Source organism: Pseudomonas sp. SMSB3, from assembly GCF_052041965.1.
In the GTDB taxonomy this organism is placed as follows: domain Bacteria; phylum Pseudomonadota; class Gammaproteobacteria; order Pseudomonadales; family Pseudomonadaceae; genus Aquipseudomonas.
The window spans coordinates 317,335-332,855 of record NZ_JBKGGV010000003.1 but is presented as its reverse complement, the minus strand read 5'-3'; the positions used below and the strand labels follow the sequence as shown (position 1 = coordinate 332,855).

Here is a 15,521-nt window from a genome sequence, read left to right as displayed (position 1 = left end):
TCCCGGCCCGTAGTCGACAAACCCAGGTAACAACGCCATGAAACGTACTTTCCAACCAAGCACCATCAAGCGCGCTCGCACCCACGGCTTCCGTGCCCGTATGGCTACCAAGAACGGCCGTGCTGTTCTGTCGCGTCGTCGCGCCAAAGGCCGTAAGCGTCTGGCCATTTGATTTTTCGGCACAGGTGGTGAGTCAGGACTTCAGTCGGGAAAAGCGACTGCTTACACCCCGGCACTTCAAAGCGGTCTTCGACTCCCCAACCGGCAAGGTTCCAGGGAAAAACCTGCTGATCCTTGCTCGCGAGAACGGCCTGGATCACCCGCGCCTTGGCCTGGTGATCGGCAAGAAAAGCGTCAAGCTCGCCGTTCAGCGCAATCGCCTCAAGCGCTTGATGCGCGATTCCTTCCGGCTCAACCAACGCTCGTTGGCTGGCCTGGACATAGTGATCGTCGCGCGCAAGGGATTGGGTGAGATAGAAAACCCGGAATTGCACCAACACTTTGGCAAGCTCTGGAAACGCCTGGCGCGCAGCCGGCCCAGTCCAGCGGCAAACGCCGATCCCGCAGGGGTAGACAGTCAAGATGCGTAAACTGGTCCTCGTTCCGATCCAGTTTTACCGTTACGCCATCAGCCCACTGATGGCCAGTCACTGTCGTTTCTACCCCAGTTGCTCCTGTTACGCTCTTGAAGCCATTGAAAACCATGGCGTCTTGCGTGGCGGGTGGCTAGCCGTTCGTCGCCTGGGGCGTTGCCATCCGTGGAATGACGGCGGTTTCGATCCCGTTCCCCCCGCTCCTTCCTCCCGAACTTCTTCGATAGCCGAGTAATCATGGATATTAAACGCACGATCCTGATCGTCGCCCTGGCAATCGTGTCCTACGTCATGGTCCTGAAATGGAACGATGACTACGGCCAGGCTGCCCTGCCGACTCAGAATACTGCTGCCAGCACCCCTGCACCGGCATTGCCGGATGGCGTTCCGGCCGGTAGCGCCAGCGCCGATGTGCCAAGCGCCACTACCGAATCCAGCCCTGCAGAACTGGCGCCCGTCGCAGTCAGCAAGGACCTGATCAGGGTCAAGACCGACGTCCTGAACCTGGCTATCGATCCAGTTGGTGGTGACATCGTTCAGCTGAACCTGCCGCTGTATCCACGTCGTCAGGACCATCCGGATATTCCGTTCCAGCTGTTCGACAACGGTGGCGAGCGCGTATACCTGGCCCAGAGCGGCCTGACCGGCGCAAACGGTCCGGATGCACGTTCCAGCGGCCGCCCGCTGTATGCCGCCGAGCAGAAAAGCTACCAGTTGGCCGATGGTCAGCAGCAGTTGGTGGTCGATCTGAAGTTCAGCGACAACGGTGTCAACTACATCAAGCGCTTCAGCTTCAAGCGTGGTGAGTACGACCTGGGCGTCAGCTACCTGATCGACAACCAGAGTGGTCAAGCCTGGAACGGCAACATGTTTGCCCAGCTCAAGCGTGATGCCAGTTCCGATCCGTCCTCGAGCACTGCCACCGGTACCGCCACCTATCTGGGTGCGGCCATGTGGACCGCTTCCGAGCCTTACAAAAAGGTCTCGATGAAGGACATCGACAAGGGCAGCCTGAAAGAAAATGTGTCCGGTGGCTGGGTTGCCTGGCTGCAGCACTACTTCGTAACGGCGTGGATTCCAGCCAAGTCGGAAAACAATGTCGTTCAGACGCGCAAGGACAGCCAGGGCAACTACATCATCGGTTACACCGGCCCGACCCTGAGCGTGCCGGCTGGCGGCCAGGTTGAAACCACTGCCATGCTGTATGCCGGTCCGAAGATCCAGTCCAAGCTCAAGGAGCTGTCGCCTGGCCTCGAACTGACCGTCGACTACGGCTTCCTGTGGTTCATCGCTCAGCCGATCTTCTGGCTGCTGCAACATATCCACAGCCTGCTCGGCAACTGGGGCTGGTCGATCATTGTGCTGACCATGCTCATCAAGGGCCTGTTCTTCCCACTGTCGGCGGCCAGCTACCGCTCCATGGCGCGCATGCGTGCCGTGTCGCCGAAGCTCGCTGCGCTGAAGGAACGCTTCGGTGACGATCGCCAGAAGATGTCCCAGGCGATGATGGAGCTGTACAAGAAAGAGAAGATCAACCCGCTGGGCGGCTGCTTGCCGATCCTCGTGCAGATGCCGGTCTTCCTGTCGCTGTACTGGGTGCTGCTGGAAAGCGTCGAGATGCGCCAGGCGCCGTGGATCTTGTGGATCACCGACCTGTCGATCAAGGATCCGTTCTTCATCCTGCCGATCATCATGGGCGCTACCATGTTCATCCAGCAGCGTCTGAACCCGACGCCACCGGATCCGATGCAAGCCAAGGTGATGAAAATGATGCCAATCATCTTCACCTTCTTCTTCCTGTGGTTCCCGGCAGGTCTGGTGCTGTACTGGGTTGTGAACAACTGCTTGTCGATCGCACAGCAGTGGTACATCACCCGCCGTATCGAAGCAGCGACCAAAAAAGCCGCTGCATGACGGGCTGGTGCACTAGCCTGTGAATAAAAACGCTCCTTCGGGGGCGTTTTTGCTATCCGTCGTTTTTGTCGTAGAGGCTTTCGAACATGACTACTGTGCGTGAGACCATCGCTGCCATCGCCACCGCCCAGGGCCGCGGGGGGGTCGGTATCGTCCGTCTGTCGGGGCCGTTGGCCAGCGAAGCAGGCAAGTTGATCACCGGCCGTAACTTGACGCCCCGCCACGCTCACTATGGGCCGTTTCGCGACGAGCAGGGCCTGGTGCTGGACGAAGGCATCGCGCTGTTCTTCCCCGGGCCGAATTCGTTCACGGGCGAGGATGTCCTCGAGCTGCAGGGCCATGGCGGCCCGGTAGTGCTGGATATGCTGCTGCAACGGTGTGTACAAGTGGGCTGCCGTCTGGCCCGGCCAGGGGAATTCAGTGAGCGCGCATTTCTCAACGACAAGCTCGACCTGGCCCAGGCCGAGGCCATCGCCGACCTGATCGAGGCCAGTTCCAGTCAGGCGGCTCGCAACGCACTGCGTTCGCTGCAAGGTGAGTTTTCCAAACGCGTACATCAGCTCACCGAATCACTGATCGCGCTGCGTATCTATGTGGAAGCGGCGATCGATTTTCCTGAAGAAGAAATCGACTTTCTCGCTGATGGCCATGTTTTATCCATGCTCGACACCGTGCGTGCCGAGTTGTCCAAGGTGCAGCGCGAAGCGGGTCAGGGCGCGTTGCTGCGCGATGGCATGACCGTGGTCATCGCCGGCAGGCCGAACGCTGGCAAATCGAGCTTGTTGAACAAACTGGCCGGACGCGAAGCGGCCATCGTCACCGACATTGCTGGCACTACCCGTGACATCCTTCGCGAACATATCCACATCGACGGCATGCCGCTGCATGTGGTCGATACAGCCGGCTTACGCAGCACCGACGATCATGTGGAAAAGATCGGTGTGGAACGCGCCTTGAAAGCCATTGGCGAGGCTGACCGAGTGTTGCTGGTGGTCGACTCCACCGCACCTGAAGCAAGTGATCCTTTCGCCTTGTGGCCTGAATTTCTCGACCAGCGGCCTGATCCGAGCAAGGTCACGCTGGTTCGTAACAAGGCTGACCTCAGCGGTGAGCGCGTGGCCCTGGAGCAGGGCAGTGACGGCCCTGTCACCATTACCCTGAGCGCCAAGCAGGACGATCAGGGACTGCAGCTGCTACGCGATCATCTCAAGGCATGCATGGGTTATGAACAGACGGCCGAGAGCGGTTTCAGTGCGCGCCGACGCCATCTGGATGCATTGCGTCAGGCCAGTGCGCACCTGGAACATGGCCGTGCACAGTTGACCCTGGCCGGCGCCGGCGAGCTACTGGCCGAGGACTTGCGACAGGCGCAGCAGCAGCTGGGTGAGATAACCGGCGCGTTCAGCTCTGACGACCTGCTCGGTCGAATTTTCTCCAGCTTCTGTATCGGCAAATAATCCACAAGGCTGTGCGTCACGCCGCTCCATCAGGAGCGGCTTTTTTTTGCCTGTGATTTACCGCTCGTCGGCAGATGACATCCGTAGGCGTCATCCACAGGCTGAAATCGATGACCGGGAGCTCTGTGGAAAACTCCACTTCAGCCCAGTTGATAAGCGGCCTTTTCACTGAGGACAAATTCGCCTGTGGGTAAATAGTGGTTTAATCCACAGGCTCCAGACCGTTATCCAGAACCCTCAGGCGGGTTAAGCCACAGGGTTTATTTTCTCTACAGATCACGGGATTTAAGGCCTACAGATGGTTATCCACAGAATTTGCTGTGCATAAGAATAAACATAAAAACAAAGCTTTTTTAATTTTTTCCTCTTTAATTTCTGTTGTGCGCCATTCATCCACAGCCTGATCAAAATTTGCTCAGACGGTTTCTTTAACGAGGGTGAAGTCCCTATACTTGTCGGCTTACCTTCTCTATTTGCAAAACAGGCACGAGGTGCGTGGTGGATTTCCCTTCCCGTTTTGAAGTGATCGTCATCGGCGGCGGCCATGCCGGTACCGAGGCTGCGCTTGCGTCAGCACGCATGGGTGTGAAAACCCTGCTGCTGACCCATAACGTGGAAACCCTCGGTCACATGAGCTGCAACCCAGCCATCGGTGGCATCGGCAAAAGCCATCTGGTCAAAGAAATCGATGCGCTCGGCGGCGCCATGGCGCTCGCCACCGACAAGAGCGGCATTCAGTTTCGCGTGTTGAACAACCGCAAGGGCCCGGCAGTACGCGCTACCCGGGCTCAGGCGGATCGCGCCATCTACAAGGCCGTGGTGCGCGAGATCCTGGAGAACCAGCCGAACCTGTGGATATTCCAGCAGTCCTGTGACGACCTGATCGTCGAGCAGGACCAGGTCAAAGGCGTGGTCACGCAAATGGGCCTGCGCTTTTTCGCCGAATCGGTGGTGCTGACTACCGGCACATTCCTCGGGGGCCTGATCCACATCGGTCTGCAGAATCACTCCGGTGGCCGCGCCGGTGATCCTCCCTCGATTGCCCTGGCGCAGCGCATGCGCGAGTTGCCGATCCGCGTCGGCCGTTTGAAAACCGGAACGCCGCCGCGCATCGATGGGCGCTCCGTGGACTTTTCGGTGATGACCGAACAGCCAGGTGATACGCCGATTCCGGTCATGTCGTTCATGGGCGATGCTGCCATGCACCCGCGCCAGGTCAGTTGCTGGATCACCCATACCAACGCCCGTACCCACGAGATCATCGCCTCGAACCTTGACCGTTCGCCGATGTATTCCGGGGTCATCGAAGGGGTTGGCCCACGCTATTGCCCATCGATCGAAGACAAGATTCACCGCTTTGCCGACAAGGAAAGCCACCAGGTGTTCATCGAGCCGGAAGGCCTGACCACCCACGAGCTTTATCCCAACGGCATTTCGACTTCGCTGCCGTTCGATGTGCAGTTGCAGCTGGTGCGCTCGATCCGCGGTATGGAAAATGCCCACATCGTGCGCCCGGGCTACGCCATCGAATATGACTACTTCGACCCTCGCGACCTGAAGTACAGCCTCGAGACCAAAGTCATCGGCGGTCTGTTCTTCGCGGGTCAGATCAACGGCACCACAGGTTACGAAGAGGCCGGTGCCCAAGGCCTGCTGGCCGGCACCAACGCCGCGCTGCGTGCCCAAGGCCGTGAAAGTTGGTGCCCGCGGCGTGACGAGGCTTACATCGGGGTGCTGGTCGACGACCTGATCACCCTCGGTACCCAGGAGCCGTACCGGATGTTCACCTCGCGTGCCGAGTACCGACTGATCCTGCGTGAAGACAACGCCGACTTGCGCCTGACCGAGAAAGGCCGCGAACTGGGCTTGATCGACGATCAACGCTGGGCGGCGTTCTGCGCCAAGCGCGAGGGCATCGAGCGTGAGGAACAACGGTTGAAGACGACGTGGGTGCGCCCGAACACTGCACAAGGCCAAGCCATTGTGGATAAGTTCGGTACACCGTTGAGCCATGAGTACAGCCTGCTCAATCTGCTGGCGCGCCCTGAGATCGACTACGCAGGGCTGATCGAGGCCACCGGTGGAGCTTCAATCGATCCACAGGTCGCCGAGCAGGTCGAGATCAAAACCAAATACGCCGGTTACATCGATCGCCAGCAGGACGAGATTGCGAGGCTGCGCGCCAGTGAAGATACCCGCCTGCCTGTGGATATCGATTACTCGACGATTTCCGGGCTGTCCAAAGAGATCCAGGGCAAGCTTGGCCAGATCCGGCCGCAGACGCTGGGTCAGGCTTCACGTATCCCAGGGGTTACGCCGGCAGCCATCTCGCTGTTGTTGATTCATTTGAAAAAACGCGGCGCTGGCCGCGAATTGGAGCAGAGCGCTTGAGTTCCCTGGTCACCCCGCACCACGCAGAAGAGTTGTCCACAGGCGCACGTGAGCTGGGCGTTCAGCTCAGCCCCGAGCAACACGAGAAACTGCTGGGCTACCTGGCCTTGTTGATCAAATGGAACAAGGCCTACAACCTCACCGCCGTGCGCGACCCCAACGAGATGGTTTCGCGCCATTTGCTCGACAGCCTGAGCGTCATGGCCTTCGTCGAACCTGGTCGTGACAGCTGGCTGGATGTGGGCAGTGGCGGCGGCATGCCGGGTGTTCCCCTGGCGATCTTGCACCCACACAAGCAGGTGACGGTGCTTGATGCCAATGGCAAGAAGACGCGTTTCCTCACCCAGGTGAAAATGGAACTGAAACTGGACAACCTGTCGGTTATCCACAGCCGCGTCGAGGCCTTCCAGCCGGCGGTGCCGTTCAGCGGCATCATCTCCCGCGCCTTCAGCAGCATGGAGAACTTCACCAACTGGACCCGCCATCTTGGCGACACCGGGACGCAATGGCTTGCAATGAAGGGGCTGCATCCTGCCGATGAACTGGTAGCATTGCCCGCAGACTTCACAGTGGAAAGCGAGCAGGCCCTGACCGTTCCGGGTTGCCAGGGCCAGCGCCATCTGCTGATACTGCGCCGCAAGGCTTGATTGGGAACACACGCAACAATGGCTAAGGTATTCGCAATCGCGAACCAGAAAGGTGGCGTCGGCAAGACCACCACCTGTATCAACCTCGCAGCATCGCTGGCCGCGACCAAGCGTCGTGTGCTGCTGATCGACCTCGATCCGCAGGGCAACGCGACCATGGGCAGCGGCGTCGACAAACACGAACTCGAACACTCGGTCTACGACCTGCTGATCGGGGAATGCGACCTTGCCCAGGCCATGCACTATTCCGAGCATGGTGGTTTCCAGCTGTTGCCGGCCAACCGCGACCTGACGGCGGCGGAAGTGGTGCTGCTGGAAATGCAGGTCAAGGAGAGCCGCCTGCGTAACGCGCTGGCGCCGATCCGCGACAACTACGATTACATCCTCATCGACTGCCCGCCGTCGTTGTCGATGCTCACGCTCAATGCTCTGGTCGCCTCCGATGGCGTGATCATTCCCATGCAGTGCGAGTACTACGCGCTGGAAGGTCTGAGCGACCTTGTGGATAACATCAAGCGCATCGCAGCCCGGTTGAACCCGGAGTTGAAGATCGAGGGCCTGCTGCGGACCATGTACGATCCGCGTCTGAGCCTGAACAACGACGTTTCGGCCCAGCTCAAGGAGCATTTCGGCGAGCAGCTGTACGATACCGTCATCCCGCGCAATATCCGTCTGGCTGAGGCACCCAGCTTCGGCATGCCGGCACTGGCGTATGACAAGCAATCGCGTGGCGCCTTGGCGTACCTGGCCCTGGCCGGTGAGCTGGTGCGCCGTCAACGCCGTCAATCACGCACTGCACAGACAACTTAAGGAATCCGCATGGCCGTTAAGAAACGGGGTCTCGGACGCGGGTTGGATGCACTGCTCAGTGGTCCTTCCGTGAGCGCGCTCGAAGAGCAGGCTGTGAAGATCGACCAGAAAGAACTGCAGCACCTGCCGGTCGAGCTGATTCAGCGTGGCAAATACCAGCCGCGCCGTGACATGGATCCCGAGGCGCTGGAAGAACTGGCTCACTCGATCCGCACCCACGGCGTCATGCAGCCGATCGTGGTGCGCCCGATCGACGACAGCCGCTACGAGATCATCGCCGGTGAGCGGCGCTGGCGCGCCACCCAACAGGCGGGTCTGGACACCGTGCCGGCGATGGTTCGTGAAGTGCCCGACGAAGCGGCGATCGCCATGGCGCTGATCGAGAACATCCAACGCGAGGACCTCAACCCGCTCGAAGAGGCCCTGGCGCTGCAGCGCCTGCAGCAGGAGTTCGAACTGACCCAGCAACAGGTTGCCGAAGCTGTCGGCAAATCGCGGGTGACCGTGGCCAACTTGTTGCGCCTGATCTCCTTGCCGGAAGCGATCAAGACCATGCTCGCCCACGGCGATCTGGAGATGGGCCATGCCCGTGCTTTGCTCGGCCTGGAAGAAGATCGCCAGGAAGAGGGGGCGCGTCATGTTGTCGCACGTGGGCTGACCGTGCGCCAAACCGAGGCACTGGTCCGTCAGTGGCTCAGCGGCAAACCTGAGCCGGTCGAAGCGAGCAAACCTGATCCGGATATCGCCCGCCTTGAACAGCGGCTCGCAGAGCGCTTGGGCTCTGCGGTACAGATACGTCATGGGAACAAGGGCAAAGGCCAGTTGGTTATTCGCTACAACTCGCTTGACGAGTTGCAGGGCGTGCTGGCTCACATCCGTTGAAACAATTCCCGTTGTAGCGCGCAGTCGGAAATCACTACCGAAGAGTTGAATAGGGGGGCATCCACCCCTATACTCTGCGCGCATTTTGTCGGCACAAATTATGCCAAGTCATGGCTGACTTGTTAGTCGACTTCCGAGGAGCAGTTGTGATGGAAATACGCACGCCAAACCGCCTGCCTTTCCATCGCTGGGCGGTTTTTCCGGTACTGCTGGCTCAATTCGTCGTACTACTGCTGGCATCTTTGTTGGTGTGGCAGTGGAAAGGGGCGGTCAGTGGATATTCAGGCCTTTGCGGAGGTTTGATTGCCTGGCTGCCCAACGTGTATTTCGCCTGGAAGGCTTTTCGCTTCAGCGGAGCTCGGGCGGCACAGGCCATCGTCAAGTCGTTTTACGCTGGCGAGGCAGGCAAGATGATTTTGACGGCAGTGCTTTTTGCACTGACCTTCGCAGGAGTGAAGCCATTGGCGCCGCTGGCAGTATTCGGCGTCTTCGTGTTGACCCTTTTGGTCAGCTGGTTCGCGCCCCTGCTGATGAATAAAAGACTTTCGAGACCTTAGGGCGTTTGAGGCAACCATGGCAGCAGAAACCGCTTCGGGCTATATCCAGCACCACTTGCAGAACCTGACCTACGGTCAACTACCAGACGGCAGCTGGGGCTTTGCCCATTCGGCTGCAGAAGCCAAGGCAATGGGCTTCTGGGCGTTCCACCTGGACACCCTGGGTTGGTCCGTCGCATTGGGTCTGATCTTCCTGTTCATCTTCCGCATGGCGGCCAAGAAGGCGACTTCCGGCCAACCGAGCGGTCTGCAGAACTTCGTGGAAGTGCTGGTGGACTTCGTCAACGGCAGCGTGAAGGATTCCTTCCACGGCCGTAGCCCGGTGATCGCTCCGCTGGCGCTGACCATCTTCGTCTGGGTGTTCCTGATGAACGCCATCGACCTGGTACCGGTCGACTGGATTCCTCAGCTGGCCATCCTGATCTCCGGTGACCCGCACATTCCGTTCCGCGCCGTGTCGACCACCGACCCGAACGCGACCCTGGCCATGGCCTTCTGCGTGTTCGCCCTGATCATCTTCTACAGCATCAAGGTCAAGGGCCTGGGCGGCTTCATCGGTGAGCTGACCCTGCACCCGTTCGGCAGCAAGAACATCTTCTTGCAGATCCTGCTGATTCCGGTCAACTTCCTGCTCGAATTCGTCACCCTGATCGCCAAGCCGATCTCGCTGGCACTGCGTCTGTTCGGCAACATGTACGCCGGCGAGCTGGTGTTCATCCTGATCGCCGTGATGTTCGGCGCCGGCATCCTCTGGCTCAGCGGCCTGGGTGTGGTGCTGCAGTGGGCGTGGGCCGTGTTCCACATCCTGATCATCACCCTGCAAGCTTTCATCTTCATGATGCTGACCATCGTCTACCTGTCGATGGCCCATGAAGATAACCATTAAGACCGCCTGGCGTGTCTTGTAGCCTTCCCCGCTCGTTTGGGGGGAGGGCTTTAAAAGTCCGCAAGGGCAGCTGTTCCAAACGATTTGTTTTACCGCTTCAAACTAAAAACCTAACCAATACGACGTAAAAGTCGGGAGGAAAGATGGAAACTGTAGTTGGTCTGACCGCTATCGCTGTTGCTCTGCTGATCGGCCTGGGTGCTCTGGGTACCGCCATTGGTTTCGGCCTGCTGGGCGGCAAATTCCTGGAAGGCGCTGCGCGTCAGCCAGAGATGGTTCCGATGCTGCAGGTCAAAATGTTCATCGTTGCCGGTCTGCTCGACGCCGTAACCATGATCGGTGTTGGTATCGCTTTGTTCTTCACCTTCGCGAACCCCTTCGTTGGTCAGATCGCCGGCTAATCACTCGTTTCTTACGAGTTGATTGGTGTGATGGACAAAGACCGAGCGAGGTGTTGGCGTGAACATTAATGCAACCCTGATTGGCCAATCCGTTGCTTTTCTGATTTTTGTACTCTTCTGCATGAAGTACGTATGGCCTCCGGTCATCACTGCTCTGCAAGAGCGCCAAAAGAAGATTGCAGACGGCTTGGACGCTGCCAACCGCGCAGCTCGCGACCTGGAGCTGGCCCAAGAGAAAGTGGGTCAGCAACTGCGTGAAGCGAAGGCACAGGCAGCTGAAATCATCGAGCAAAGCAAGAAACGCGCTGCTCAGCTAGTCGAGGAAGCCCGTGACCAGGCCCGCGTCGAAGCTGACCGTGTGAAGGCTCAGGCTCTGGCCGAGATCGAACAGGAACTCAACAGCGCTAAAGACGCCCTGCGTGCCCAAGTGGGTGCTCTGGCGGTTGGCGGTGCTGAAAAGATCCTTGGCGCCACAATCGATCAAAACGCGCATGCGGAGCTGGTTAACAAACTGGCCGCTGAAATTTAAGCGAGGGCGATCATGGCAGAACTGACCACGTTGGCCCGACCTTACGCTAAGGCTGCCTTTGAGCATGCCCAGGCCCATCAGCAACTGGCCAATTGGTCAGCCATGCTCGGCCTGGCTGCTGCGGTGTCGCAAGACGACACCATGCAGCGCCTGCTCAAGGCCCCGCGACTGACGAGCGCAGAAAAGGCCGCCACGTTCATTGACGTGTGCGGTGACAAGTTCAATGCACAGGCACAGAATTTCATTCATGTTGCCGCGGAAAACGACCGTCTCCTGCTTCTGCCGGAGATTGCCGCGCTGTTCGACCTGTACAAGGCCGAGCAAGAGAAATCCGTGGACGTGGAAGTCACCAGTGCCTTCGCGTTGGACCAAGAACAGCAAGACAAACTCGCCAAGGTTCTCAGTGCACGGCTAGGCCAGGAAGTTCGCCTGCACGCGTCGGAGGATGCCAGCCTGATTGGCGGCGTCGTCATCCGCGCTGGTGACCTGGTAATCGATGGCTCTGTTCGCGGCAAAATCGCGAAACTGGCCGAAGCATTGAAATCTTGAGTTTGAAGGGGCAGCAGAGCAATGCAGCAACTCAATCCTTCCGAAATTAGTGAAATCATCAAGGGCCGCATCGATAACCTCGATGTGAGCTCCCAAGCCCGTAACGAAGGTACCGTTGTTTCGGTATCCGACGGTATCGTGCGGATCCACGGTCTGGCCGACGTCATGTACGGCGAAATGATCGAGTTCCCTGGCGGCGTCTACGGCATGGCCCTGAACCTGGAGCAAGACTCCGTTGGTGCAGTGATCCTGGGTGGCTATGACACCCTCGCCGAAGGCATGAGCGCCAAGTGCACCGGCCGCATCCTGGAAGTTCCAGTTGGTAAGGAACTGCTGGGTCGCGTCGTCGACGCACTGGGCAACCCAATCGACGGTAAAGGTCCTCTGGGCAACACCCAGACCGACGCGGTCGAAAAAGTTGCTCCAGGCGTGATCTGGCGTAAATCGGTAGACCAGCCTGTTCAGACTGGCTACAAGTCCGTCGACGCCATGATCCCAGTCGGCCGTGGCCAGCGTGAGCTGATCATCGGTGACCGTCAGATCGGCAAGACCGCCATGGCCATCGACGCCATCATCAACCAGAAAGACTCCGGTATTTTCTGTGTGTATGTGGCTGTCGGCCAGAAGCGCTCCACCGTTGCCAACATTGTTCGCAAGCTGGAAGAAAACGGCGCCCTGGCCAACACCATCGTGGTCGTTGCCAGCGCCTCGGAATCCGCCGCACTGCAGTTCCTGGCGCCATACGCCGGCTGCACCATGGGCGAGTTCTTCCGTGACCGCGGTGAAGACGCCCTGATCGTTTACGACGACCTGTCCAAGCAGGCTGTTGCCTACCGTCAGATCTCCCTGCTGCTGCGCCGTCCACCAGGACGTGAAGCGTACCCAGGCGACGTGTTCTATCTCCACTCCCGTCTGCTGGAGCGTGCGTCGCGCGTTTCGGAAGAATACGTCGAGAAGTTCACCAACGGCGCAGTCACTGGCAAGACCGGTTCCCTGACCGCCCTGCCGATCATCGAAACCCAGGCTGGCGACGTTTCCGCGTTCGTTCCGACCAACGTGATTTCCATCACCGACGGTCAGATCTTCCTGGAATCGGCCATGTTCAACTCGGGCATCCGCCCTGCAGTGAACGCCGGTGTTTCGGTATCCCGTGTAGGTGGTGCCGCTCAGACCAAGATCATCAAGAAACTGTCCGGTGGTATCCGTACCGCACTGGCTCAGTACCGTGAACTGGCTGCATTCGCCCAGTTCGCTTCCGATCTGGACGAAGCGACCCGCAAGCAGCTGGAACATGGTCAGCGCGTAACCGAGCTGATGAAGCAGAAGCAGTACGCGCCAATGTCGATCGCTGACATGGCCCTGTCGCTGTACGCCGCTGAGCGTGGTTTCCTGACTGACGTGGAAGTCTCCAAGGTCGGTAGCTTCGAGCAAGCGCTGATCGCCTTCTTCAACCGTGATCACGCCGACCTCATGGCGAAGATCAACGTGAAGGGTGACTTCAACGACGAAATCGATGCTGGTCTGAAAGCCGGTATCGAGAAGTTCAAGGCCACCCAGACCTGGTAAGCCGCAGCGGGGGCCCTGGCCCCCGCTTGCTAACCTGATAGGTGATACATGGCAGGCGCAAAAGAGATTCGCAGTAAGATTGCGAGCATCAAAAGCACGCAAAAAATTACCAGCGCCATGGAGAAAGTGGCGGTCAGCAAGATGCGCAAGGCACAAATGCGCATGGCTGCTAGCCGTCCTTACGCGGAGCGTATCCGCCAGGTGATCGGTCATCTGGCCAACGCCAACCCGGAATACCGCCACCCGTTCATGATCGAGCGCCCTGTGAAGCGCGCCGGTTATATCGTGGTGAGCAGTGACCGTGGTCTGTGCGGTGGCTTGAACACCAACCTGTTCAAGGCCCTGGTCAAGGACATGAACGCAAACCGCGAACAGGGCGTTGAAATCGACCTGTGCGTGATTGGCAGCAAGGGTGCGACTTTCTTCCGCATCTTTGGCGGCAATGTCGTAGCCGCGATCAGCCACTTGGGCGAAGAGCCGTCGATCAACGATCTGATCGGTTCCGTCAAAGTCATGCTGGACGCCTACCTGGACGGCCGTATCGATCGCCTCTCGGTGGTTTCGAACAAGTTCATCAACACCATGACCCAACAACCGACGGTCGAGCAATTGGTACCGTTGGTGGCAACCCCGGATCAGGATCTCAAGCATCACTGGGACTATCTGTACGAACCCGACGCAAAAGAGCTGCTGGACGGCTTGATGGTGCGTTACGTGGAGTCGCAGGTGTACCAGGCGGTGGTCGAGAACAACGCTGCTGAACAAGCGGCCCGGATGATCGCCATGAAAAACGCCACAGACAACGCCGGTGATTTGATCAAAGAGCTGCAGTTGATCTACAACAAGGCGCGTCAGGCTGCGATCACCCAGGAGATCTCGGAAATCGTCGGCGGCGCTGCCGCGGTTTAACGGTTCAAAAATTCAGAGGATCCAGCTATGAGTAGCGGACGTATCGTTCAAATCATCGGCGCCGTCATCGACGTGGAATTCCCACGTGACGTCGTGCCGAGTGTTTACAACGCGCTGAAAGTACAAGGCGCGGAAACCACCCTGGAAGTTCAGCAGCAGCTGGGCGACGGCGTGGTTCGTACCATTGCGATGGGCTCGACCGAAGGCCTGAAGCGCGGTCTGGATGTCGTCGACACTGGCGCTGCCATTTCCGTTCCTGTTGGTAAGGCCACCCTGGGCCGTATCATGGACGTACTGGGCAACCCAATCGACGAAGCCGGCCCGATCGGTGAAGAAGAGCGTCGCGGTATCCACCAGCCAGCGCCTTCGTTCGCTGACCAGGCAGGCGGCAACGACCTGCTGGAAACCGGCATCAAGGTTATCGACCTGGTTTGCCCGTTCGCCAAGGGTGGTAAGGTCGGTCTGTTCGGTGGTGCCGGTGTCGGCAAGACCGTCAACATGATGGAACTGATCCGTAACATCGCCATGGAACACAGCGGTTACTCCGTGTTCGCGGGTGTGGGTGAGCGTACTCGTGAGGGTAACGACTTCTACCACGAGATGAAGGACTCCAACGTTCTCGACAAAGTAGCCTTGGTCTACGGTCAGATGAACGAGCCACCAGGAAACCGTCTGCGCGTTGCGCTGACCGGCCTGACCATGGCCGAGAAATTCCGTGACGAAGGTAACGACGTTCTGCTGTTCGTCGACAACATCTATCGTTACACCCTGGCCGGTACCGAAGTATCCGCACTGCTGGGTCGTATGCCTTCGGCAGTAGGTTACCAGCCGACCCTGGCTGAAGAGATGGGCGTTCTGCAAGAGCGCATCACCTCCACCAAGGAAGGTTCGATCACCTCCGTTCAGGCCGTATACGTACCTGCGGACGACTTGACCGACCCGTCGCCAGCGACCACCTTCGCCCACTTGGACGCCACCGTCGTTCTGTCCCGTGACATCGCCTCCCTGGGTATCTACCCAGCGGTCGATCCACTGGACTCGACTTCGCGCCAGCTGGACCCGAACGTGATCGGCAACGAGCACTACGAGACCGCTCGTGGCGTTCAGTATGTTCTGCAGCGCTACAAAGAGCTGAAGGACATCATTGCCATTCTGGGTATGGACGAACTGTCCGAAAGCGACAAGCAACTGGTAGCCCGTGCTCGTAAGATCCAGCGCTTCCTGTCGCAGCCGTTCTTCGTGGCCGAAGTCTTCACCGGTTCGCCAGGCAAGTACGTTTCCCTGAAAGACACCATCGCTGGCTTCAGCGGCATCCTCAAAGGTGACTACGACCACCTGCCAGAACAAGCGTTCTACATGGTCGGCAGCATCGACGAAGCGATCGAGAAAGCCAAGAAACTGTAATCCCGGCGCCCCGCAAGGGGCGCTAA

At 58.8% G+C, this 15,521-nt stretch carries 17 protein-coding genes; all 17 read left to right on the top strand.

Annotated features, from left to right (window positions below; translation table 11 throughout):
• Positions 1 to 37 precede the first annotated feature (37 nt).
• The 17 genes from rpmH (at position 38) to atpD (ending at position 15,495) form a co-directional block, all read left to right on the top strand.
• Positions 38 to 172 (top strand): 50S ribosomal protein L34, encoded by a 135-nt coding sequence (gene rpmH, locus ACLEJW_RS07470; RefSeq protein ID WP_003253163.1) that lies wholly within the window; start codon positions 38 to 40, stop codon positions 170 to 172.
• Positions 173 to 185: 13 nt separating this feature from the next.
• On the top strand, positions 186 to 590 hold the full coding sequence (rnpA, locus tag ACLEJW_RS07465; protein WP_145184991.1) for a ribonuclease P protein component: 405 nt from the start codon (positions 186 to 188) through the stop codon (positions 588 to 590).
• Entirely contained in the window at positions 583 to 828 is a 246-nt protein-coding gene (gene yidD, locus ACLEJW_RS07460; RefSeq protein ID WP_145184656.1) for a membrane protein insertion efficiency factor YidD, read from the top strand. The genes rnpA and yidD overlap by 8 nt, the downstream gene beginning before the upstream one ends.
• Positions 829 to 830: 2 nt before the next feature.
• Entirely contained in the window at positions 831 to 2,507 is a 1,677-nt protein-coding gene (gene yidC, locus ACLEJW_RS07455; protein ID WP_145184653.1) for a membrane protein insertase YidC, read from the top strand.
• 86 nt (positions 2,508 to 2,593) lie between these two features.
• A complete protein-coding gene (gene mnmE / locus ACLEJW_RS07450) occupies positions 2,594 to 3,964 on the top strand; it encodes a tRNA uridine-5-carboxymethylaminomethyl(34) synthesis GTPase MnmE (protein WP_145184650.1) in 1,371 nt (456 codons plus the stop codon).
• 498 nt (positions 3,965 to 4,462) lie between these two features.
• Positions 4,463 to 6,355 carry a tRNA uridine-5-carboxymethylaminomethyl(34) synthesis enzyme MnmG gene (gene mnmG, locus ACLEJW_RS07445; RefSeq protein WP_440777304.1) on the top strand — a complete coding sequence of 631 codons (1,893 nt, stop codon included), beginning with the start codon at positions 4,463 to 4,465 and terminating at the stop codon, positions 6,353 to 6,355.
• Entirely contained in the window at positions 6,352 to 7,002 is a 651-nt protein-coding gene (gene rsmG / locus ACLEJW_RS07440) for a 16S rRNA (guanine(527)-N(7))-methyltransferase RsmG (protein ID WP_145184644.1), read from the top strand. The genes mnmG and rsmG overlap by 4 nt, the downstream gene beginning before the upstream one ends.
• An 18-nt stretch (positions 7,003 to 7,020) precedes the next feature.
• Entirely contained in the window at positions 7,021 to 7,812 is a 792-nt protein-coding gene (locus ACLEJW_RS07435) for a ParA family protein (RefSeq protein ID WP_145184642.1), read from the top strand.
• Positions 7,813 to 7,821: 9 nt separating this feature from the next.
• The gene (locus ACLEJW_RS07430) at positions 7,822 to 8,694 is read left to right on the top strand and encodes a ParB/RepB/Spo0J family partition protein (protein WP_313454775.1); all 873 of its coding nucleotides are present in this window, start codon (positions 7,822 to 7,824) and stop codon (positions 8,692 to 8,694) included.
• A 149-nt stretch (positions 8,695 to 8,843) separates the two neighbouring features.
• On the top strand, positions 8,844 to 9,251 hold the full coding sequence (locus ACLEJW_RS07425) for a F0F1 ATP synthase subunit I (protein WP_145184636.1): 408 nt from the start codon (positions 8,844 to 8,846) through the stop codon (positions 9,249 to 9,251).
• A 16-nt stretch (positions 9,252 to 9,267) separates the two neighbouring features.
• Positions 9,268 to 10,137 carry a F0F1 ATP synthase subunit A gene (gene atpB, locus ACLEJW_RS07420; RefSeq protein WP_136917296.1) on the top strand — a complete coding sequence of 290 codons (870 nt, stop codon included), beginning with the start codon at positions 9,268 to 9,270 and terminating at the stop codon, positions 10,135 to 10,137.
• Between the two features lie 143 nt (positions 10,138 to 10,280).
• Positions 10,281 to 10,538 carry a F0F1 ATP synthase subunit C gene (atpE, locus tag ACLEJW_RS07415; RefSeq protein WP_003097235.1) on the top strand — a complete coding sequence of 86 codons (258 nt, stop codon included), beginning with the start codon at positions 10,281 to 10,283 and terminating at the stop codon, positions 10,536 to 10,538.
• Positions 10,539 to 10,596: 58 nt separating this feature from the next.
• Positions 10,597 to 11,067, top strand: a complete 471-nt coding sequence (locus ACLEJW_RS07410; protein ID WP_027917106.1) for a F0F1 ATP synthase subunit B — start codon at positions 10,597 to 10,599, stop codon at positions 11,065 to 11,067.
• Between the two features lie 12 nt (positions 11,068 to 11,079).
• On the top strand, positions 11,080 to 11,616 hold the full coding sequence (locus tag ACLEJW_RS07405; RefSeq protein ID WP_133325642.1) for a F0F1 ATP synthase subunit delta: 537 nt from the start codon (positions 11,080 to 11,082) through the stop codon (positions 11,614 to 11,616).
• Between the two features lie 21 nt (positions 11,617 to 11,637).
• The gene (gene atpA / locus ACLEJW_RS07400; protein WP_145184633.1) at positions 11,638 to 13,182 is read left to right on the top strand and encodes a F0F1 ATP synthase subunit alpha; all 1,545 of its coding nucleotides are present in this window, start codon (positions 11,638 to 11,640) and stop codon (positions 13,180 to 13,182) included.
• Between the two features lie 48 nt (positions 13,183 to 13,230).
• Positions 13,231 to 14,091 (top strand): F0F1 ATP synthase subunit gamma, encoded by an 861-nt coding sequence (gene atpG, locus ACLEJW_RS07395; RefSeq protein ID WP_145184630.1) that lies wholly within the window; start codon positions 13,231 to 13,233, stop codon positions 14,089 to 14,091.
• Positions 14,092 to 14,118: 27 nt separating this feature from the next.
• A complete protein-coding gene (gene atpD, locus ACLEJW_RS07390; protein WP_009684662.1) occupies positions 14,119 to 15,495 on the top strand; it encodes a F0F1 ATP synthase subunit beta in 1,377 nt (458 codons plus the stop codon).
• Positions 15,496 to 15,521: the final 26 nt, after the last annotated feature.